This is a genomic window from Pedococcus bigeumensis, from assembly GCF_006438965.1.
Lineage (GTDB): Bacteria > Actinomycetota > Actinomycetes > Actinomycetales > Dermatophilaceae > Pedococcus > Pedococcus bigeumensis_A.
This window is the reverse complement of sequence record NZ_RCZM01000005.1, coordinates 272,858-292,294: the sequence shown is the minus strand read 5'-3', so window position 1 is coordinate 292,294 and position 19,437 is coordinate 272,858. Positions and strand designations below refer to the sequence as shown.

The window sequence follows — 19,437 nt, the reverse complement described above, 5'->3', positions numbered from 1 at the left end:
GCTCAGGACCACGACAGGGCCGTCGTTCGGCATGGATAACCGGCGGCCCACTCCTGTCAGCAACCATGCCCCGGGCGTCCGCGCCTGGTGGATGATGGAACCCCACCACGGGGCGACGGGAGTTGCGCGATGGCTTCAACCACCGGCCACGAGATCACGGTCAACGGCACGCCCTGCGCGCTCGACGGCACCGACCCCAGCACCACCACCCTCGACTGGCTGCGCGACCGCGGCCTGACCGGCGCGAAGGAAGGCTGCGCCGAGGGCGAGTGCGGGGCCTGCTCGATCATGGTCGCCCGCCCCGATGGCGCTGAGGGAACCCAGTGGACCGCCATCAACGCCTGCCTGGTGCCGGTCGCTGCGCTGGACGGCCAGGAGGTGGTGACCTCCGAAGGCCTCGGCCGCCCCGACGCCCTCCACCCCGTGCAGCGGGAGATGGCGGTGCGCGGCGGGTCCCAGTGCGGCTACTGCACACCGGGGTTCATCTGCAGCATGGCGGCTGAGTACTACCGGGCCGGCCGGTGCGCCACCTCGCCTGGCGCCGACGCGGCCGGCGACGGTGACCGCCCGCCGTCCCCCGACGCCTCGCACAACGGCGACCGTCCGGCCGCCTCCGACCGCGAGGCTCGCGAGCACCAGGACGCCGCGCACGAACACGGACCAAACGGTTTCGACCTGCACGCCCTGTCCGGAAACCTGTGCCGGTGCACCGGATACCGACCGATCCGCGACGCCGCCTACGCCCTCGGCGAGCCGGCGAGCGACGATCCGTTCGCCGCGCGGCTGAGCACCGAACCCCCGGCTGCCTCAGCGACCAGGATGGACGGCAGCACCGGCACCTACGCCCGCCCGGGCGACCTGGCGGAGGCGCTGGCCCTGCTCGGCGAGCACCCCGACGCCGTCCTCGTGGCCGGGTCGACCGACTGGGGCGTCGAGGTGAACATCCGTGGGGCGCGGACGCCCTTCGCCATCGGCATCGACCGGCTGCCTGAGCTACGGACCCTCGAGATCGGCGAGGACTCGGTCGAGATCGGGGCCGCCCTGAGCCTGAGCGAGGTCGAGCGGGGGCTCGGGGGCCGGATCCCGTTGCTGCACCAGATGTTCCCGCAGTTCGCCTCACGGCTGATCCGCAACGGCGCCACCATCGGGGGGAACCTCGGCACCGGTTCACCCATCGGCGACACCCCGCCGGCTCTGCTCGCGCTGGAGGCTGTCGTCGTCCTGGCGTCGCCCGACGGCGAGCGCGAGGTCCCGCTGGCGGACTACTTCACCGGCTATCGGCAGACCGTGAAGCGCCCCGACGAGCTGATCCGCGCGGTGCGGATCCCGTTGCCGCTCAGCGAGGTCACTGCCTTCCACAAGATCGCCAAGCGCAGGTTCGACGACATCTCCAGCGTGGCCGTCGGCTTCGCGCTCGACCTCCGTGACGGCGTGGTCGTCAAGGCCCGCATCGGGCTGGGCGGAGTCGCGGCAACCCCGATCCGCGCCTTCGCCACCGAGGCTGCGCTCGAAGGTCGACCGTGGTCCACCGACGTGGTCCGTGAGGCCGCCGACGTGATGCGCGCCGAAGGCACACCCATGGACGACCACCGCGCCAGCGCGGCATACCGGAGTGCAACGCTGGGCACGGCGCTGCGCAAGCTCCATGCCGAGACGGCAACTCCGCAGGAGGTGGGAGCATGAGTGCCCTGTCGCAGCGTCCCGCCAATCCCGTTGTCGGGCAGGAGATTCCGCACGAGGCGGCCGCCCTGCACGTGACCGGCGACGCCCTCTATACCGACGACCTGGCCGTCCGCACCCACGGGATCCTGCACGCCCACCCGGTGCAGGCGCCGCACGCGCACGCGCGGATCACGCGACTCGACACCTCGCCGGCGCTGGCCGTGCCCGGTGTGGTCCGGGTGCTCACTGTTGACGACGTGCCAGGCGTCAACGACGCAGGGGTCAAGCACGACGAACCCCTCTTCCCCTCCGAGGTGATGTTCTACGGGCACGCGGTCTGCTGGGTGCTCGGCGAGACCCTCGAAGCCGCGCGGCTCGGATCGCTCGCCGTCGAGGTCGACTACGACCCGCTGCCCTCGCTGGTCACCGTGCACGAGGCCATCGAGGCCGAGAGCTTCCAGGGCGGCCAGCCGCACATGGAGCGCGGTGACATCGAGGCCGGGTTCGAGGGCGCAGCGCACGTGTTCAGCGGCGAGTTCGAGTTCGCCGGCCAGGAGCACTTCTACCTCGAGACGCACTGCTCGATCGCACTGGTCGACGAGAACGGCCAGATCTTCATCCAGAGCAGCACGCAACACCCCACCGAGACGCAGGACATCGTCGCCCACGTCCTCGGGCTCGCCAGCAACGCCGTCACCGTCCAGTGCCTGCGGATGGGTGGCGGCTTCGGGGGCAAGGAGATGCAACCCCACGGGTATGCCGCGATCGCCGCCCTCGGGGCGACCCTCACCGGCCGTCCGGTGCGGCTGCGGCTGACCCGCACCCAGGACATGACCATGTCGGGCAAGCGGCACGGCTTCCACGCCGGGTGGCGAGTTGCCTTTGACGACAACGGAGTCCTGCAGGCGCTGGACGCCACCCTCACCTCCGACGGTGGCTGGAGCCTCGATCTCTCCGAACCGGTGCTGGCCCGGGCGCTGTGCCACATCGACAACACCTACTGGATCCCCAACATCCGGGTGAACGGCCGGATCGCGAAGACCCACAAGACCAGCCAGACGGCGTTCCGTGGGTTCGGCGGTCCACAGGGGATGCTGGTCATCGAGGACATCCTCGGCCGCTGTGCGCCCCTGCTCGGGATCGACCCCATCGACCTGCGTCGCCGGAACTTCTACGTCGAAGGCCAGGACACCCCCTACGGTCAGCCGGTGCGGCACCCCGAGCGGTCTGGAATCTGTTGGGACCAAGTGCTTTCCACGGGTGAAGTGCTGGCCCGCAGGGCCGAGATCGCTGCCTACAACGCTTCGCACGAGCACTCCAAGCGCGCCCTCGCGATGACGCCCGTGAAGTTCGGCATCTCGTTCAACTTCACCTCGTTCAACCAGGCCGGCGCGCTGGTGCACGTCTACAAGGACGGCTCGGTCCTGATCACGCACGGTGGCACCGAGATGGGGCAAGGCCTGCACACCAAGATGCTCCAGGTCGCGGCCACGAGCCTCGGGGTGCCACTGTCGGTGGTGCGGCTCGCGCCGACCCGCACCGACAAGGTGCCCAACACCTCGGCGACCGCGGCGAGCTCCGGCGCCGACCTCAACGGTGGCGCGGTGAAGAACGCCTGCGAGCAGATCGTCGAACGGCTGCGTCCGCTGCGCGAGGACCCGGCCAACGCCGGGCTGGACTGGGCTGCGTTGGTCAACAAGGCCTACTTCAGCCGGATCCAGCTGTGGGCTGCCGGGTTCTACAAGACCGAGGGGCTGCACTGGGACTCGAGCATCATGCACGGGTCGCCGTTCAAGTACTTCTCCTACGGCGTGGCCGCGTCCGAGGTCGAGGTCGACGGGTTCACCGGGGCCTACCGCCTGCGGCGGGTGGACATCGTCCACGACGTCGGTGACTCGTTGTCACCGCTGGTCGACATCGGCCAGATCGAGGGCGCGTTCGTCCAGGGCGCGGGTTGGCTGACATTGGAGGACCTGCGCTGGGACGAGTCCGACAGGCCGTCGCGGGGCCGGTTGGCGACCCAGGCGGCCAGCACCTACAAGCTGCCGAGCTTCTCCGAGATGCCGGAGGTCTTCAACGTGGCCTTGCTCGAGCGGGCGCACGAGGACGGTGCGGTCTACGGCTCGAAGGCCGTCGGCGAGCCGCCCCTCATGCTGGCCTTCTCGGTGCGCGAGGCGCTGCGCGAGGCGGCAGCGGCCTTCGGACCAACTGGCACCAGTGTCGACCTCGCGTCACCCGCCACCCCCGAGGCGGTCTACTGGGCCGTCGAGGAGGCTCGCGGAGGGGCCGAGCCGCCGCACATGACCGCCATGGTCGAAGGCGCTCCCGGCGTCGTGCCAGACCAGCCGCACGCCGACGCCGCACCGCTCCAGCCCAGGTCCGAGCGGGCCACCCAGTCCGCGTCGGTGGGGACCTGACGTGGAGTGGCTGGCGGCGGTCGAGCGGCTGAGACGAGAGCGACGAGCCGGAGTCCTCGTCACGCTGACGTCGGTGCGCGGCCACTCGCCGCGCGGCGCCGGGGCGAAGATGGTCGTCGCCGCGGACGCCACCTGGGGCAGCATCGGTGGCGGCAACCTCGAAGCCACCGCTGTCGACCGGGCACGGGCGATGCTCACCGAGTCGCGCGGCATACCCGAGCAGTTCGAGCTGTCCCTCAACGACAAGGCGCCCGTCGAGCACGGCCAGCAGTGCTGCGGTGGTGAGGTGCAGGTGCTCCTCGAACCGCTCGCCGTCGTGCCGTCGGTCGCGATCTTCGGGGTCGGTCACGTCGGGCTCGAGCTGGCCCGCATCCTCGCGCGCCACGACGTCGAGCTGCACCTGGTCGACTCCCGGGCCGACCAGCTGGGCCGTGACCGGCTCGACGTCCTCGACGATGCGGTGGCCGGGGTCCACGTCCACCACGCTCCCGTCCCCGAGCTCGTCCTGGGGCAGGTGCCACGGGGCACCCACGTGCTGATCATGACCCACGACCATGCCGAAGACGCAGCCCTGTGCGATGGGGCGCTGCGGTGCGCGCACCTCGGTTCGGTCGGCCTGATCGGGTCGTCGGCGAAGTGGTCACGGTTCCGCAAGACCCTTGCGGCAGAGGGACATTCAGAGTCCGACCTCGCTCGGATCCAGACGCCCATCGGGCTGCAAGAGGTCACCGGCAAGGAGCCGGCAGTCATCGCGGTGAGCGTCGCCGCCGACCTCGTCCGGACCTTCGAGTCCGAGACCGCTCGGGTGCCCCACGCAGCCCGGGTGTCCGACGCGGCCCAGGTGTCCGACGCGGCCCAGGTGTCCGACAGCGATCGGGTCCGTCGATGACGCTCTTCCGGGCGACGGTGTTCGACACCCCCGTCAGCCCCTTCGAGGGTGGGACCCTGCGCTCCCAGGAGGACTGCGGCCTCCTCGTCGAGCACGGGATCATCACCGCCCGTGGCGACTTCTCGACGCTGCACGCCGAGCGCCCGGACGAGCCCGTCCTCGACCTGCGCGAAGGGCTCATGCTCCCCGGGCTCGTCGACACCCACGTGCACTTCCCGCAGGTGCGCGTCATCGGCGGGCTGGGCATGCCGCTGCTCGACTGGCTCGACCAGTGCGCTCTCCCGGAGGAGATCCGGCTCTCCGACGTCGACGTGGCCCGCGGCGTGGCAAGGGATTTCGTGACCGGGCTCGTCGATGCCGGCACGACGACGGCATTGGTCTTCGGCTCCCACTTCGCGTCGGCCGTGGACATCATGTTCGAGGCTGCCGACCTGTGGGGCCTGCGGGTCACCACCGGTCTGGTCACCTCCGACCGGATCCTGCCCGAGCCGCTCCTCACCACGCCCCAGCGGGCCTACGAGGAGTCTCGCGACCTCGCCTCACGCTGGCACGGCAAGGGACGCCTCCGGTATGCCGTGACACCTCGCTTCTCGCTGTCGGCCAGCGACGCGATCCTCGAGTCGTGTGCCGCGACCTTCCGCGAGGTCGAGGGTTCCTGGTTCACCTCGCACGTCAACGAGAACTCCGCCGAGATCGCCGAGATCGCGCAGCTCTTCGACGGGGCGTCCTACGTCGACACCTACGACCGGCACGGTCTGGTCACGCCCCGGTCGGTGCTGGCGCACAACGTGCACCCGACCGACGCCGAGCTCGCCACCCTCGCTGGTCGGGACGCCTCGGTGGCCCACTGCCCGACCAGCAACTCGGCCCTCGGGAGCGGGCTGTTCCCCATGCGCCGGCACGTCGAGGCCGGGGTGCGGATCGCGATGGGCTCGGATGTCGGTGCGGGCACTGGGTTCTCGATGCTCAAGGAGGGTCTGCAGGGCTACTTCATGCAGCGGCTGCTCGGCGACGAGGGCCTGCCCCTGACGTCGGCGCACCTGCTGTGGCTGTGCACCGTGGCCGGCGCCGACGCGCTGGGTCTGGCCCAGGAGGTGGGCGACCTGTCGGTCGGCAAGCAATTCGACGCGATCTGGCTGCTGCCCGAGGCCGGAGACCCACTGGCTGTCGGCCTCGGCAACGCCAAGTCGGCCGACGATGCCCTGTCCAAGGTGTTCGCGCTCGGCACCACGGCGGACGTCGGCGGGGTCTGGGTTGGAGGCGACCAGATCGCCGCCGGCCGCTGGCGGATGCCCCCCAGCCGCTGACCAACCCGTCGGCCAGCCCTGCTGCAGGCTCAGCCTTCGCGCTCGACGCCTTCGCGCTCGACGCGCAGCACCTCGGCGTAGGCCGGCAGCGTCAGGAAGTCGGGGAAGTCGGGGTCGAGGGCGCACTCCACGAACAGCCGTCGCGCGGCCTCCCACGAGCCCGCGGCGAAAGCCTCCGAGCCCACGGACTCGCGCAGACCGGCATACTCCTGCGCCACCACCTGGTCGACGAGCTCACGGGTGACGGTCACGCCGGAAGCCAGCGTCGCCCCGGAGTGCAGCCACTGCCAGATCTGCGAGCGCGAGATCTCGGCGGTCGCGGCGTCCTCCATCAGGTTGTGGATGCCGACGGCACCGTTGCCCTCGAGCCAGGCCTGGAGGTACTGGATGCCGACGGAGACGTTGGCACGCAGGCCGTCCATGGTCCGCTCACCCGGTGTCGCACCCGCGTCGAGCAGGTCGTCGGCCGTGACCGAGACGTCGTCGCGCTGCCGCTCGAGCTGGTTGGGGGAGTCGCCGAGGACGCCGGTGAAGATCTCCTTGCACAGCTCGACCATGCCCGGGTGGGCCACCCACGACCCGTCGAACCCGGCCTTGACCTCGCGGTTCTTGTCCTCGGTCACCTTGGCGAACGCGCGCTCGTTGACCTCGGGGTCCTTGCTCGGGATGAACGCCGCCATCCCGCCGATCGCGAAGGCGCCGCGCTTGTGGCAGGTCTGCACGAGCAGGTCGCTGTAGGCGCTCATCATCGGCGCGTTCATCGACACGTCGCCCCGGTCGGGGAGGGTGAACGACGGACCCGCGTCGCGGAAGTACTTGATGATCGAGAAGAGGTAGTCCCAGCGACCGGCGTTGAGCCCGGCAGCGTGGTCGCGCAGCTCGTAGAGGATCTCGTCCATCTCGAACGCGGCTGGGATGGTCTCGATGAGGACCGTTGCGCGGACCGTCCCGTGCGGGATGCCGAGGTGCTCCTGGGCGAACGCGAAGACGTCGTTCCACAGCCGCGCCTCGAGGTGCGACTCCATCTTGGGCAGGTAGAAGTAGGGGCCACTGCCGCGGGAAACCAGCTCGGCCGCGTTGTGGAAGAAGTAGAGCCCGAAGTCCACGAGCGCGCCGACGAGCGGGCGGCCGTCGAGGGTGAGGTGCTCCTCGTTGAAGTGCCAGCCCCGCGGGCGCGGCACGATCACCGGTATGCCGTTCGGGTCCCTGAGCTCGTAGTGCTTGCCGTTGGCGGTGGTGAGCTCGATGGTGCGCCGGACCGCGTCGTGGAGGTTGACCTGGCCGCCGATGACGTTGGCCCAGTGCGGGGTGTTCGCGTCCTCGAGGTCGGCCAGCCACACCTTGGCGCCGGAGTTGAGGGCGTTGATCGCCATCTTGCGCTCGGTCGGCCCGGTGATCTCGACCCGGCGGTCGGCGAAGTCTGCGGGAGCCGCCGCCACCCGCCAGTCGCCCTCGCGCACCGACCGCGTCTCCTCCAGGAAGCCAAGGCGACCCGTCCGGGAGACCTCGGCCCGGCGCGCCTTGCGGGCGGCGAGGAGCTCGTCGCGACGTCCGCCGAACCGGGTCTGCAGCTCACCGAGGAAGGCCAGTGCGTCGGGGGTGAGGATCTCGTCGCTGCGCTCGACCTCGTGGGGAGCGTCGACGGCGACGGTGGGCACGGTGTCCGTGGCGGGCGTCGTGGGCTGGGACATGCGCATCCTCGGGAGAAGTTGGTGGTGTCGCGAGCCGCGGTGGCGACGCACGGACTAGAATTGTTCCATGATACGAAATCTTCTTCTCATTAGGGAACCCATGGGGAGAGATATATGAGCACGGAGCAGCCCACCGAAAAGCCCGCGAGCGTCCCGAAGACCGGCGGCGGAGTGCAGTCGCTCGAGCGCGCTTTCGCGATCCTCGAGACGATGGCCGACGCAGGTGGGGTGATCAGCCTGTCGCAGCTCGCGGCCGACGCGCAGCTGCCCCTGCCGACCATCCACCGCCTCGTCCGCACCCTGGTCGACCTCGGCTACGTGCGGCAGGAGGCCTCCCGGCAGTACTCGCTGGGACCCCGGCTGATCCGGCTCGGCGAGACGACGTCCCGCATGGTCGGCCGCTGGGCCAGGCCGCACATGGAGCGGCTCGCCCACGAGCTCGGCGAGACCATCAACCTCGCCATGCTCGACGGCGACCAGGTGGTCTACGTCGGCCAGGTGATGGCCAGCCGCAACTCGATGCGGATGTTCACCGAGGTGGGCCGTCGGGTGCTCCCGCACTCCACCGGTGTGGGCAAGGCGATCATGGCGAACATGGACCCGTCGGTCGTCACCGCGATCCTGGCCAGGACCGGTATGCCCGCCCGCACCGAGCACACGCTCACCGACCCGGCCGCGTTCGCCGCCGAGCTGGGTCGCACTCGCGAGCGCGGCTATGCCCTCGACGAGGGGGAGCAGGAGATCGGCGTCCGGTGCGTCGCCGTGGCGGTACTCGACACCCCCCAGCCGTTGGCGCTGTCCGTGTCCGGTCCGTTGCCGCGGATGACCGACGACTTCGTCGAACGCGCGACCGGTCCGCTGCATGCCGCCGCCACCGCGATCTCGGACGAGATGCGGGGCAGCGTCGGCTGAGCGGCGCTCACTGGTCGCGCACCCGTTCCCGGGGCGTCACGATGCGCTGGGGTGACGGCACGTCAGCATCGGGCGAACGGTTGACCTCCATGGGGTGAACAGTGGTGCCAGGGGCCATTTTTGGCGCCGAGGCCGGCCTACGGAGGGCAGGCTGAAGGCATGGCCTACGGCTCCGAGCTCGGACCCATCGCCCTCGCGCACCGCGGAGGGGCCTCCTTGGCGCCGGAGAACACCCTGGCCGCCTTTGGTCTGTCCACCGCCCTCGGCATCCGCTACCTCGAGACCGACGTGCGCCTCACTGCCGACGGTGAGCTGATCTGCTTCCATGACGCGACCCTCGACCGGGTGACCGACGGACGCGGGCCGGTCGCACGGCATACCCTCGCGTCGCTGCGCCAGCTGCGCGTGCTCGGTCGCGAGCCGATCCCCACCCTTTCCGAGGCGCTCGAGGCGTTCCCCGAGGCGAGGTTCACGATCGACCTGAAGGAGCGTTCCGCCATCGGAGCACTCGCGAAGGTGTTGCAACACAAGGACTTCCGCGAGCGCGTGTGTGTGGCGGGCGCCTGGGACGGCTGTCTCGACGTCGTGCGTGCGCAGGTGCCGGGTGTGCGTACCGCCCTGGGGTGGCGCGCCCTTGCTGCCGTGGTCACCTGCGCCCGCGCCGGTATGCCGCCTGCTCGCCGGTTCGCGACGGCCGAGTTCCTGCACGTGCCAGACCGGATGGGTCGAGTCCAGGTGTTCGTCGAACGGTTGGTGACCGGGGCGCACGGGATCGGGGTGAAGGTCGTGGTCTGGACCGTCAACGACCAACCGTCGATGGTGCGGCTCCTCGATGCCGGTGTCGACGGCATCATCACCGACCGCCCCGACCTGCTGCGCGAGGTGCTCGTGGCTCGCAACCAGTGGACCCCGATGCCCGTCTGGCCCGGCACCTCCACCTCCCCGCGGTCGCTGGCCTCCTGAGGCCGACACGCACGAGCGCCCGTCCCACTCGTGGGACGGGCGCTCGTGGAGCGTGGCTGGACGGCGCTCAGGTCAGGCTCTGGAGGGCCTTGACCTCGTCGCGCGCGGTCACGATCGCCGCGTGCTGCTGCTGGACGACGGCGCGGAAGCCGTCGCTGAGGTCGTCCTCCGCGAGCGCCTTCTCATACTCCGACACCGCGTGGTCCTCACCGGTGACAGCGGCACCGAGGACGCCGGAGGCGTCGTCGCCGGTCAGCGCGTCCTTGAGTGAGAGCCAGCCGCGGTGCACGGTGGCGGCGACCGAGCCGCTCTCGTCGACGTCGTCACCGTACGCGTGACCCATGGACACGAGGTCGCGGGCGAAGCCGGCGCGCTGCTCGGAGAGGCGCTCCAAGGTCACGGCGGCGTCGGGGCTGTCGCTGTCACGCAGCTTCTCGGCCGCGGACGCGAAGCCGTTCCGGCCGTCCTTGAGGGTCTCCACGAGGTCCTTGGCGACCTTCTCGTCAGCTGACATGGCTGGTTCTCCTTCTGTCGGTGTTGGCGTTCACCATGGGCCTACCCGCATCGTCCCTTCCCAAACCCCACAGGCACGGGTGCGCTCGGACACGCGTTGATCAGGACGTAGATCGTCCGCAACGGGCCGTAGCGTGCTGGCCATGGCTATCGCACGCTTTCCCAGCATCGTCCTCGACTGTCCCGATCCCGTTGCCCTGGCGACGTTCTACGGGACGATGCTGGACTGGAAGGTCGACATCTCCAACATCGACGGTTCCGACGGGACGGACGGCTGGGCCGACGTGAAGGCCGACTACGGGCAGTGCCTGTCGTTCCAGCAGGTGGCGGACTACCAGGCGCCGCAGTGGCCCGGCCAGGAGGTGCCGCAGCAGATGCACCTCGACGTGGTCGTCGACGACCTCGACGCGGGTGAGGCCGCCGTGCTCGAGCTGGGCGCGACCAAGCACGAGCACCAGCCGGGGACGTCCTTCCGGGTGTTCCTCGACCCGGCCGGCCACCCGTTCTGCCTTTGCCTGAACTGACTAGACGCCGTTCGACGACCCGTCGCGGTCTGTGGGCGGGTCGTGGTCCGGGGTGAGCTCGGACCGGTCCTCGGCCGCGGAGGCTCTGTCGTCCTTCGAGTCGGATCGGTCCATCGCCGCAGATCGTCTCGCCCGCAGGCTCGCGTCGTAGTCCGAGTCGGGGTCGAGGAAGGACTCGCGATCCGCTACGCCGTCCCGGTCGGCGGCCACGGAGTCGCGGACGTCTGCCTGCTCGTCACGGGCGTCAGCGTCGTCCAGGACGCGTTGGACCTGAGCCCTGCGCTCACCCGAAGCAGTGCCGTCATCCCCACTGCCGTCGATGTCGTCTGCATGGTCTGGCTCACGGGACTGGTGGGGGGGAGTGTGCCGCGCGGTCATGGTCGATGCCTTTCGGCGGGATGGCCGGCCCTCTGGCTCGCCCCGGGCGGGCGGGCCGAACCCAGCCGCTGGACACCATCAAATCACGACACTGCCTCCGGTCCGGCCGTGGATGGCGGGACGTTCGGCTCAGGTGGTCCTGGTCCTGGCCGCTGCGTACGCGTTCACATCAGTTCCACCAACCAGCTTCCACGCGCAATGGCGTGAGGCAGGCGTCGCAGGCACTGAGTGCCGTCGATCGCCGACCGGCTCTCGTCAGCGAGGCGGACCTCGCTGACCTGCCGGCTCCGGTCGCGGCCCATCTGCGCCGATCGGGCGCGGTCGGGCAGCCACGGGTGACGAGCTTCGCGGCGTCCTTCCACGGCCGAATCCGCAGCGGCCCGGCGGAGCCCTGGATGCCGTTCACGGGGCGGCAGGTCAACACCTACGGGCCGCGACCCCAGCGGGCCTTCATCATGGATGCCACCCGGTCCGGCCTGCCGGTCACGGTCCTGCACCAGTTCATCGGCGCCAGCGCGACGATGCGCGCCAAGGTGATGTCCATGGTCCCGGTCGTCGACGCCGCAGGCCCTGAGATGGACCAGGGCGAGACCGTGACGGTGTTCAACGACCTCGTGGTGTTCGCCCCGGGTGCCATCCTCGACGCCCCCATCCGGTGGACGGCGCTGGACTCCACCCACGTGCGCGGTGTGTTCACCAACGGGGGCCGGAGCGTGACTGCGGTGCTCACCTTCGACAGCGACCACCGCCTGGTCGACTTCACCTCACTGGACCGGTTGCGGGCCTCGACGGACGGCAGGCCGTTCACCGCACTCCCGTGGTCCACCCCAACTCTCCGGTCACCGGGACTTCGGGGATACCTGCTCCCCCAGCTCGGCGAAGCGCGCTGGGATGCGTCCCCGCCCGAAGGGTCGTTCAGCTACGTCGAGCTCGAGCTCGACGACAGCGCTACAACGTCCGGGACCTCGGCTGCTTCGCCGCAGGCGGGATGGCGGCCGTGCACCGGCGTCAGCACCAGCTGCCGTCACCCGCTGTGCCATGACCGCGCGGCGAGGGGTGCCAGCCCGTGCGGGCCACCCTTGCGGTGTGGACCTGTACTGGCTCCCACTGGGCTCCAGGGAGGGCGGGTGGTGCGTCCGGGCCAACGGTCGTCTGTGCGAGGCGATCGCCGCGATGCGCAGTGGCCGGCCGCGGTCGGACCTCTACCACTCCGCCTTGGTGGTGCACGTGGACGGAGCCGCCTGGGCAATCGAGATGACCCCGGTGTGGGCGGCTGCCGACCCCGACAGGGGGAGCCGTCGGCGAAGGCAGCGTCGGCCTGGCGATCTTGGGTCGCTCCCGCCTGTTCCGCTACGAGTTCCGGTGCTGGCGCCACGGAACGATCCCGGACATCGCCGCGGCCGTCGAGAGCCCTCGCAGGGTGAGCAACGACGTAGCGGCCGCACGCAGACTGCTCGAGCTCGTGCCGTCGTTCCTTCGCGCGACGTGGGGGCGCGATGAGCAGGGTGCCGGGGAGATCTGGAACTCCAACTCGCTGACGTCGTAGCTGCTCCCCAGCAGTGGTCAGGACACCCGCCGTGCCGACCTGCGACCGCCCCTCGGTGGCCGAGCGCCCGGGTGGGCCGCCGGCCTTGTCGTCGCCCGACCCAGCTGCCTCTCGACCGGTTAGACGCCTCCGAAGGCGCCGTTCATGCCGGGCGCGGTTCCGTCGCGGGTCGCGTGCGCCGCGTGCCACTTCTCGGCGTGCTCGCTGTCGTCCTGCTCCTCCGGCGGTTCCGGGTCGAGGCCGTCCCAGGCGGCGTAGCCGCTGAAGAGCCCGAAGGCCGGCTCACTGTTGATCACGGCATCGGCGAGGGCCGTGAGTGCCGGTGCCGGGACGGATCGGGTCAGGACGCCCGGGCTCCGGCGCTCACCGAGCGTCGCCAGGTGTGCCAGAGGAGTGATGTCGTCGGGGCGGAGGTGGGCGCCCGCCACGAGCTCGGCCTGCACGGTTCGTAGGACGACCTCCCGGTGGGCCGGGTCGATCGCGGCCAAGGCGTCGATGTGTGCCGCCTCGAGCGCGTCCAACGGCGCAGTTCGGAGCAGGTAGCGGTACTGGCGGACCGTCTGGTCCTCCGGGCCTTCACGGGGTGGCACCTGCCTGCGTCCGTGCACGGGCTTGAGGCCCCATGGGCCCGATTTTAGGGCCTGGTCGCAACCAGCAGAAGGCCTTCGCAGCCGCCCGTGTCAGCACCAGATGCAGGTATGCCGCGGACGCGACGTGCGTCCGCGGCATACCGGATGGTGGCGTCGGAGGTGCGGCCGGTGAGTGGAGGCGGTCAGTCCTCCTTGCCCGAGCTCATGCCTTCCTTGATCAGGCCCATCACCGAGGAGTCGGCCAGCGTTGTGACGTCGCCGACCTCACGGTTCTCGGCGACGTCGCGCAGCAGGCGGCGCATGATCTTGCCGGAGCGGGTCTTGGGCAGCTCGGACACGACCATGATCGAACGCGGCTTGGCGATCGGGCCGATCTCCTTGGCCACGTGGTTGCGCAGCTCCTGCACCGTCTCGTCACCGTGGTCCTCGTGGCCGCCGCGCAGGATGACGAACGCGACCACGGCCTGGCCGGTCGTCTCGTCGGTCGCACCCACGACGGCCGCCTCGGCCACCGACGGGTGCGACACCAGGGCCGACTCGATCTCGGCGGTGGACAGGCGGTGACCCGACACGTTCATGACGTCGTCGACGCGGCCGAGCAGCCAGATGTTGCCCTTTTCATCGAACTTCGCACCGTCGCCGGCGAAGTAGTACTTGGGTCCGAACCGCGACCAGTAGGTCTCCTTGTAGCGCTCCTCGTCGCCCCAGATGCCACGGAGCATGCCCGGCCACGGCTTGGTGAGGACGAGGTAGCCGACGGCCTCCGGGTCGTGCAGCGGGTTGCCCTCGTCGTCAAGGATCTCGGCGCTGATGCCGGGAATGGGCCGCTGGGCGGAGCCGGGCTCGAGGTCGGTGACGCCGGGCAGCGGGCTGATCATGATGCCGCCGGTCTCGGTCTGCCACCAGGTGTCGACGATCGGGCAGTGGCCGCCGCCGATGTTCTTGCGGTACCAGAGCCAGGCCTCGGGGTTGATCGGCTCACCGACCGAGCCGAGCACGCGCAGCGAGGACAGGTCGAACTTCGCCGGGATGTCGTCACCCCACTTCATGAACGTCCGGATCGCCGTGGGTGCGGTGTAGAGGATCGACACTTTGTACTTCTCGATGACCTCCCACCAGCGGCCCTGGTGCGGGGTGTCGGGCGTGCCCTCGTAGATCACCTGGGTCGCGCCGTTGGCCAGCGGCCCGTAGACGATGTAGGAGTGGCCGGTCACCCAGCCGATGTCGGCGGTGCACCAGTAGACGTCGGTCTCCGGGTGGACGTCGTGGACGACCGAGTTCGTGTAGGCCGCCTGGGTCAGGTAGCCGGCCGTCGTGTGGAAGATGCCCTTGGGCTTCCCCGTGGTCCCCGACGTGTAGAGGATGAAGAGCGGGTGCTCGCTGTCGTGGGCGACCGCCTCGTGCTGGTCGCTCGCCGAGTCGACGACGTCGTGCCACCAGACATCGCGGTCGTCGTTCCAGTCCACGGGGTCCTTGGTGCGCTGCACGACGAGCACCTTCTCGACGGTGGTCTCGCCCTCCACGGCCGCGTCGACGGCAGGCTTGAGCGGGGCGGTCTTGCCACGGCGGAACTGGCCGTCTGCGGTGATGACGAGCTTGGCCTCGGCATCGGCGATGCGGGTGCGCAGCGCGTCAGCCGAGAAGCCTCCGAACACCACCGAGTGAGGGGCGCCGATCCGGGCGCATGCGAGCATCGCCGCAACCGCCTCCGGGATCATCGGCAGGTAGATCGCCACCCGGTCACCCTTGGAGACCCCAAGGGACTCAAGCGCATTGGCGGCCTTGGCGACGTCACGCTGCAGGTCGGCATACGTGATGGTGCGGCTGTCGCCGCCCTCACCCTCGAAGTGGATGGCGACGCGGTCGCCGTTGCCGGCCTCGACGTGCCGGTCGACGCAGTTGTACGCCGCGTTCAGCTCGCCCCCGACGTACCACTCGGCGAACGGCGCGCCGCTCCAGTCGAGGGTCTGGTCGAAGTCCTTGGCCCAGGTGAGCCGCTGCCTGGCCTGGTCGGCCCAGAAGCCCTCGAAGTCCGCGGCCGCAGCGTCATAGAGGTCCGCCTGGCCGTTGGCCTGCGCGGCGAACTCGGGGCTGGGGGACAGGTCCAGGACCTCGGTGTGGTTCGTGGACTGGCTCTCGGGCGACTCGGGCACGGTGGTTCCTCCTGGCGACATTGGCAGGCGACTCTTCCGGCAAGGCCGACGTCGAGGTCGCGGTGACACCCCAAGCCAACCCGTATCCGGGCTGCGCATCAAGGGGAGTGGTCGCGCTGATCGGTCGACGGACGCTCGCAGCGGCAGACGGCTAGCCTTGGCCGCTGTGAGCACCACGACGAACGCCGAAAGGGATGCCGGTTCCGGCACCCCGTCGCCCAGACCCCTCGACCGGGGGCGGGCAGTCCTGCGCCGCGTGTGGCCAGAGGTCGCCCTGCTGCTCGCCGCGGTCCTGTGGTGGCCCGTCGGGTTCTGGGGTCTGATGCCCTGGTTGCACCTGCCGCTCAAGGCCCTCGACGGTGACCTCGTCCTGCTCGGGGCGACCGCCGCCGCTGCGTCGGTCTCGCTCCTCGTTCGCTCGCCCTGGCCGCGGTTTGCGATCGTGCTGGTGTTCAGCGGCCTCGGCTGGCTGCTCTCGGCCCCCGCGGTCGACAGCTACCCCGACGAGCGCGAGTCCCTGGTGATCCTGCTGGTTGCGGCGGCCTTCCTCGGCATCGTGCTCGGGGCGCGCGGCAACAAGGGTCCGCTGGGCGCGGCCACCGTGCTGGCCGTCGTCGCGGGACTGTCGCCGGCCACCTGGCCGCACGGCCTCCCGCTGGCTCTTGCCCTCGCACTGCCCTTCGCGGTTGCCACCTGGCAGCGCGTCGCGCCGACGCTGCTCAGCGTGGCACGGATCCTCTTGACCTGGCTGGTGTTCTCGCTGTTGGCGGCGTCGCTCAGGGTCGGCTGGGACGTGCTCCACCCGAGCATGCAGGCAGGCTCGAAGCGGGCCGAGCTGCGGCTCGTGGCCGACGCCTCCTGGGACTTCCTGCGCACGCAGTGGTGGACCCACTCCGAGGAGCTGCTGAAGTCCACGAAAGGCTGGTTCTGGGTCGCCCTGGCGCTGGCTGTCCTGCTTGCCGCAGGGCGGGCGCTGCTCGGCGTCCTGCGTCGCCGGACAGCGCCTGCGGGGAGTGCTCAGCCGCGGAGCTGAAGGACCCCTACCAGCGGTGGGCCACGTCGATGACGACTCGGCTCGTGGCCCCGTCGTTGAGGGTGAAGACGCGGAACGGCAACCGCGCCCGCACTCCCACACCCACAGAGGTGTAGCCCTCGAAGGTGCCGGCCCACACGACCTGGCGGAAGGTCGAGTAGCCGGCGACGTTCACGACCTCGGAACGGTTCCTGGGGGTGAAGGTTGCGGACCCCGTCGGGGTGTAGGCGGGGGCGTTGACGGTCAGCTGCAGCTTGGCGCCACCCCTGGTGGGGATCACGGCGCCCGAGCCGTCCGCAGTGACCTGCGAGACGTAGCGGACGGTATACCCCGGGGCTGTGCCCTTGAGGTCGATGACGAGACGGTCGAAGCACGCGTGGCGCCCAGAGCGGACGCCGGTGACGGGACCGGCCTGCAGCGGCGCCTTGGTCTTGGCCAGTGAGCCCCAGGTGATGCCGCAGTACGGCGCCGCCTGGGCCGAGGTGGTGGCCGTCGCGACCGGGACTGCCCCGGCAAGTGCGGCGACGAGGAGCGACCGGGTGATCGCGGTTCGGGTGATGTTCATGGCGTCCTCCTTCCGGACACACCATTGACGCGGTCGCCCCCGGCCGGGTTGACCTCGGCCGCCCAGCTGACCGTGTCGTCCCGAAACGTCCCGGAGCGGGCGGCATACCCCAGGCGTGGGCGGCGGTGAGACGGCGCGAACAGCACGATGCCGCGTTCCCCATCAGGAAACGCGGCACCGTGGTCTGGTGGTGTTGACCGGGGGTCAGTGCGAGGTTGCCTTCTCCGCACCGTGGCCGGTGAGGGAGCGCACCTCCATCTCGGCGTACTTGGCTGCGTTGTACTCCTTGCTCGTCACGGTGCCCAGCCAGCCCAGGATGAAGGCCAGCGGGATCGAGACGATGCCGGGGTTGTCGAGCGGGAACCAGTGGAAGTCCACGGTCGGGTCCGTGATCATCGACGCGCTGGTCTTGAGGGGTGCGACCGGCGCCTTGCCGGAGACCACTGGGCTGAAGACGATCAGCGTCAGCGCGGTGATGAGGCCACCGTAGATCGACCAGAGGGCACCTCGGGTGTTGAACCGCTTCCAGAACAACGAGTAGAGGATCGTCGGCAGGTTCGCCGACGCCGCGATGGCGAAGGCGAGGGCGACGAGGAACGCGATGTTCTGGCCGTTGGCGAGGATCCCGCCGAAGATCGCGAGGATGCCGATGACGACCGCGGTGATGCGGGCGACCTTGACCTCCTCCTCTGCCGAGGCGGTGCCCTCCTTGATGACCGAGTTGTAGATGTCGTGCGCGAGGCTGGCGCTGGCCGTGATGGTCAACCCGGCGACGACCGCGAGGATGGTCGCGAACGCCACTGCCGAGATGAGGCCGAGCAGCAGCTCGCCGCCGAGCTCGTACGCCAGCAGTGGTGCTGCTGAGTTGGCCTTGCCCGGGGCCGCTGCGATGGCCTTGGGTCCGACGAGGGCAGCAGCGCCGTAGCCGAGCACCAGCGTGAACAGGTAGAAGATGCCGATCAGCCAGATGGCCCACTCGACCGACTTCCGGGCCTCCTTGGACGAGGGCACGGTGTAGAACCGCATCAGCACGTGCGGCAGTCCGGCGGTGCCGAGCACCAGGGCCAGCGACAGCGAGATGAAGTCGAGCTTGGTCAGCCCGCTCTTGCCGTACTGCAGCCCGGGATCGAGGACCTTCTTGCCGCCGGACTCGGTGACGGCCTCACCGAGCAGGTGGGAGAGGTTGAGCCCGAACTTGCTGAGCACCCAGACGAACATCACGGCGGCGCCGATGATGAGCAGCACGGCCTTGATGATCTGGACCCAGGTGGTCCCCTTCATGCCGCCGATGAGCACGTAGGCGATCATGATGACGCCGACGACGGCGATGACGAGGGACTGGCCGCTCTTCTTGTCGATGCCCAGCAGCAGGGCCACCAGACCGCCCGCACCGGCCATCTGCGCCAGCAGGTAGAAGAAGCAGACTGCGAGGGTCGAGATCGCCGCTGCCATCCGGACCGGCCGTTGCCTGAGGCGAAAGGACAGGACGTCGGCCATCGTGTACTTGCCCGCGTTGCGCAGCAGCTCGGCCACCAGGAGCAGCGCCACGAGCCACGCGACGAGGAAGCCGATCGAGTAGAGGAAGCCGTCGTAGCCGTTGAGCGCGATGGCCCCCGCGATGCCGAGGAAGCTCGCCGCTGACAGGTAGTCGCCCGCGATGGCGATGCCGTTCTGCCGTCCGGTGAACGCCCGACCACCGGCGTAGAAGTCGGCCGCGCTGCGGTTGTTCTTCGACGCCCGGATGACGATGCCGAGGGTGATCAGGACGAAGACGCCGAAGATGGTGATGTTGAGCGCCGGGCTGCCGACGTTCGTGGCCGCGGGGACCAGGGCGGCGATGGTGGGTGCGCTCATCGGTGGTCATCCCCGATCGTGGTGGCGAGGGCTGCGGCCCGCGGGTCGAACTCACGGTCGGCCCAGCGGACGTAAAGGATCGTGATGACGAACGTCGACACGAACTGGCCGAGCCCGAGGAGCAGCCCGACGTTGATGTTGCCGAACACCTTGGTGCTCATGAAGTCGGACGCGTACACCGACAGCAGGACGTAGAGGAAGTACCAGGCCAGGAACAGCCCGGTCATGGGGAACACGAACCTGCGGAACCGGGACCTGAGGTCCGCGAACTCCGGGGAGTCTTGGAGCGCGACGAAGGGGTCGTGCTCCGTGCGAGCGTCGTTGCTCACGAGGACACCTCCAGTGGTGGCGCGGGCCGGTCCCGCGATCGTCGCCACTGTGCCGCTGCGAGGCCATGAGCAGCAGGTATGCCGCGTGGTCGCGCGCCGTGCGGGGAGTGC

At 70.0% G+C, this 19,437-nt stretch carries 18 protein-coding genes; 10 read left to right on the top strand and 8 right to left on the bottom strand.

Annotation, left to right across the window (positions count from 1 at the left end; translation table 11 throughout):
• The first annotated feature begins 129 nt into the window (after positions 1–129).
• The 4 genes from EAH86_RS15520 to EAH86_RS15505 are packed head-to-tail and all read left to right on the top strand — an operon-like array spanning position 130 to position 6,275.
• Positions 130–1,683 carry a xanthine dehydrogenase small subunit gene (locus tag EAH86_RS15520; protein WP_140742347.1) on the top strand — a complete coding sequence of 518 codons (1,554 nt, stop codon included), beginning with the start codon at positions 130–132 and terminating at the stop codon, positions 1,681–1,683.
• Entirely contained in the window at positions 1,680–4,079 is a 2,400-nt protein-coding gene (gene xdhB, locus EAH86_RS15515; protein ID WP_140742345.1) for a xanthine dehydrogenase molybdopterin binding subunit, read from the top strand. Before EAH86_RS15520 ends, xdhB begins: the two co-directional genes overlap by 4 nt.
• A 1-nt stretch (position 4,080) precedes the next feature.
• A complete protein-coding gene (gene xdhC / locus EAH86_RS15510; RefSeq protein WP_140742343.1) occupies positions 4,081–4,968 on the top strand; it encodes a xanthine dehydrogenase accessory protein XdhC in 888 nt (295 codons plus the stop codon).
• Positions 4,965–6,275, top strand: coding sequence for a guanine deaminase (locus EAH86_RS15505; protein ID WP_140742341.1), 1,311 nt, complete (start codon positions 4,965–4,967; stop codon positions 6,273–6,275). Before xdhC ends, EAH86_RS15505 begins: the two co-directional genes overlap by 4 nt.
• 29 nt (positions 6,276–6,304) lie before the next feature.
• Here the strand turns inward: EAH86_RS15505 and aceB are convergent, their stop codons facing one another.
• Entirely contained in the window at positions 6,305–7,966 is a 1,662-nt protein-coding gene (gene aceB, locus EAH86_RS15500; RefSeq protein WP_170212814.1) for a malate synthase A, read from the bottom strand.
• Between the two features lie 114 nt (positions 7,967–8,080).
• On the opposite strand from aceB, the gene EAH86_RS15495 reads away from it, so the two are divergent.
• Entirely contained in the window at positions 8,081–8,878 is a 798-nt protein-coding gene (locus EAH86_RS15495; protein WP_140742337.1) for an IclR family transcriptional regulator, read from the top strand.
• A 159-nt stretch (positions 8,879–9,037) separates the two neighbouring features.
• Positions 9,038–9,841, top strand: a complete 804-nt coding sequence (locus tag EAH86_RS15490; RefSeq protein WP_140742335.1) for a glycerophosphodiester phosphodiesterase — start codon at positions 9,038–9,040, stop codon at positions 9,839–9,841.
• A 67-nt stretch (positions 9,842–9,908) separates the two neighbouring features.
• Here the strand turns inward: EAH86_RS15490 and EAH86_RS15485 are convergent, their stop codons facing one another.
• On the bottom strand, positions 9,909–10,355 hold the full coding sequence (locus EAH86_RS15485) for a ferritin-like domain-containing protein (protein WP_140742333.1): 447 nt from the start codon (positions 10,353–10,355) through the stop codon (positions 9,909–9,911).
• A gap of 142 nt (positions 10,356–10,497) precedes the next feature.
• On the opposite strand from EAH86_RS15485, the gene EAH86_RS15480 reads away from it, so the two are divergent.
• Complete coding sequence (locus EAH86_RS15480) at positions 10,498–10,878, top strand: VOC family protein (protein ID WP_140742331.1); 381 nt, start codon at positions 10,498–10,500, stop codon at positions 10,876–10,878.
• On the opposite strand, the gene EAH86_RS15475 is transcribed toward EAH86_RS15480, so the two are convergent.
• Entirely contained in the window at positions 10,879–11,256 is a 378-nt protein-coding gene (locus tag EAH86_RS15475; protein ID WP_140742329.1) for a hypothetical protein, read from the bottom strand. It lies immediately after the preceding gene.
• 5 nt (positions 11,257–11,261) lie between these two features.
• Between EAH86_RS15475 and EAH86_RS21050 the strand changes: the two genes are divergently transcribed.
• Both EAH86_RS21050 and EAH86_RS15470 read left to right on the top strand, forming a co-directional pair.
• Positions 11,262–12,680 carry a DUF6544 family protein gene (locus EAH86_RS21050; RefSeq protein WP_425325230.1) on the top strand — a complete coding sequence of 473 codons (1,419 nt, stop codon included), beginning with the start codon at positions 11,262–11,264 and terminating at the stop codon, positions 12,678–12,680.
• Positions 12,584–12,802, top strand: a complete 219-nt coding sequence (locus EAH86_RS15470; protein WP_140742327.1) for a hypothetical protein — start codon at positions 12,584–12,586, stop codon at positions 12,800–12,802. The genes EAH86_RS21050 and EAH86_RS15470 overlap by 97 nt, the downstream gene beginning before the upstream one ends.
• 119 nt (positions 12,803–12,921) lie before the next feature.
• On the opposite strand, the gene EAH86_RS15465 is transcribed toward EAH86_RS15470, so the two are convergent.
• Both EAH86_RS15465 and acs read right to left on the bottom strand, forming a co-directional pair.
• Positions 12,922–13,392 (bottom strand): hypothetical protein, encoded by a 471-nt coding sequence (locus EAH86_RS15465; protein WP_140742325.1) that lies wholly within the window; start codon positions 13,390–13,392, stop codon positions 12,922–12,924.
• A gap of 182 nt (positions 13,393–13,574) precedes the next feature.
• Complete coding sequence (gene acs / locus EAH86_RS15460; RefSeq protein WP_140742323.1) at positions 13,575–15,566, bottom strand: acetate--CoA ligase; 1,992 nt, start codon at positions 15,564–15,566, stop codon at positions 13,575–13,577.
• A 145-nt stretch (positions 15,567–15,711) separates the two neighbouring features.
• Here acs and EAH86_RS15455 point away from each other — a divergent pair, with 145 nt between their 5' ends.
• The gene (locus EAH86_RS15455) at positions 15,712–16,578 is read left to right on the top strand and encodes a hypothetical protein (RefSeq protein WP_140742321.1); all 867 of its coding nucleotides are present in this window, start codon (positions 15,712–15,714) and stop codon (positions 16,576–16,578) included.
• A gap of 7 nt (positions 16,579–16,585) precedes the next feature.
• On the opposite strand, the gene EAH86_RS15450 is transcribed toward EAH86_RS15455, so the two are convergent.
• The 3 genes from EAH86_RS15450 to EAH86_RS15440 form a co-directional block, all read right to left on the bottom strand.
• On the bottom strand, positions 16,586–17,143 hold the full coding sequence (locus tag EAH86_RS15450; protein ID WP_140742318.1) for an AMIN-like domain-containing (lipo)protein: 558 nt from the start codon (positions 17,141–17,143) through the stop codon (positions 16,586–16,588).
• Positions 17,144–17,347: 204 nt separating this feature from the next.
• Positions 17,348–18,997 carry a solute symporter family protein gene (locus EAH86_RS15445; protein WP_140742316.1) on the bottom strand — a complete coding sequence of 550 codons (1,650 nt, stop codon included), beginning with the start codon at positions 18,995–18,997 and terminating at the stop codon, positions 17,348–17,350.
• Complete coding sequence (locus tag EAH86_RS15440) at positions 18,994–19,326, bottom strand: DUF485 domain-containing protein (RefSeq protein WP_140742314.1); 333 nt, start codon at positions 19,324–19,326, stop codon at positions 18,994–18,996. Before EAH86_RS15440 ends, EAH86_RS15445 begins: the two co-directional genes overlap by 4 nt.
• Positions 19,327–19,437 lie beyond the last annotated feature (111 nt).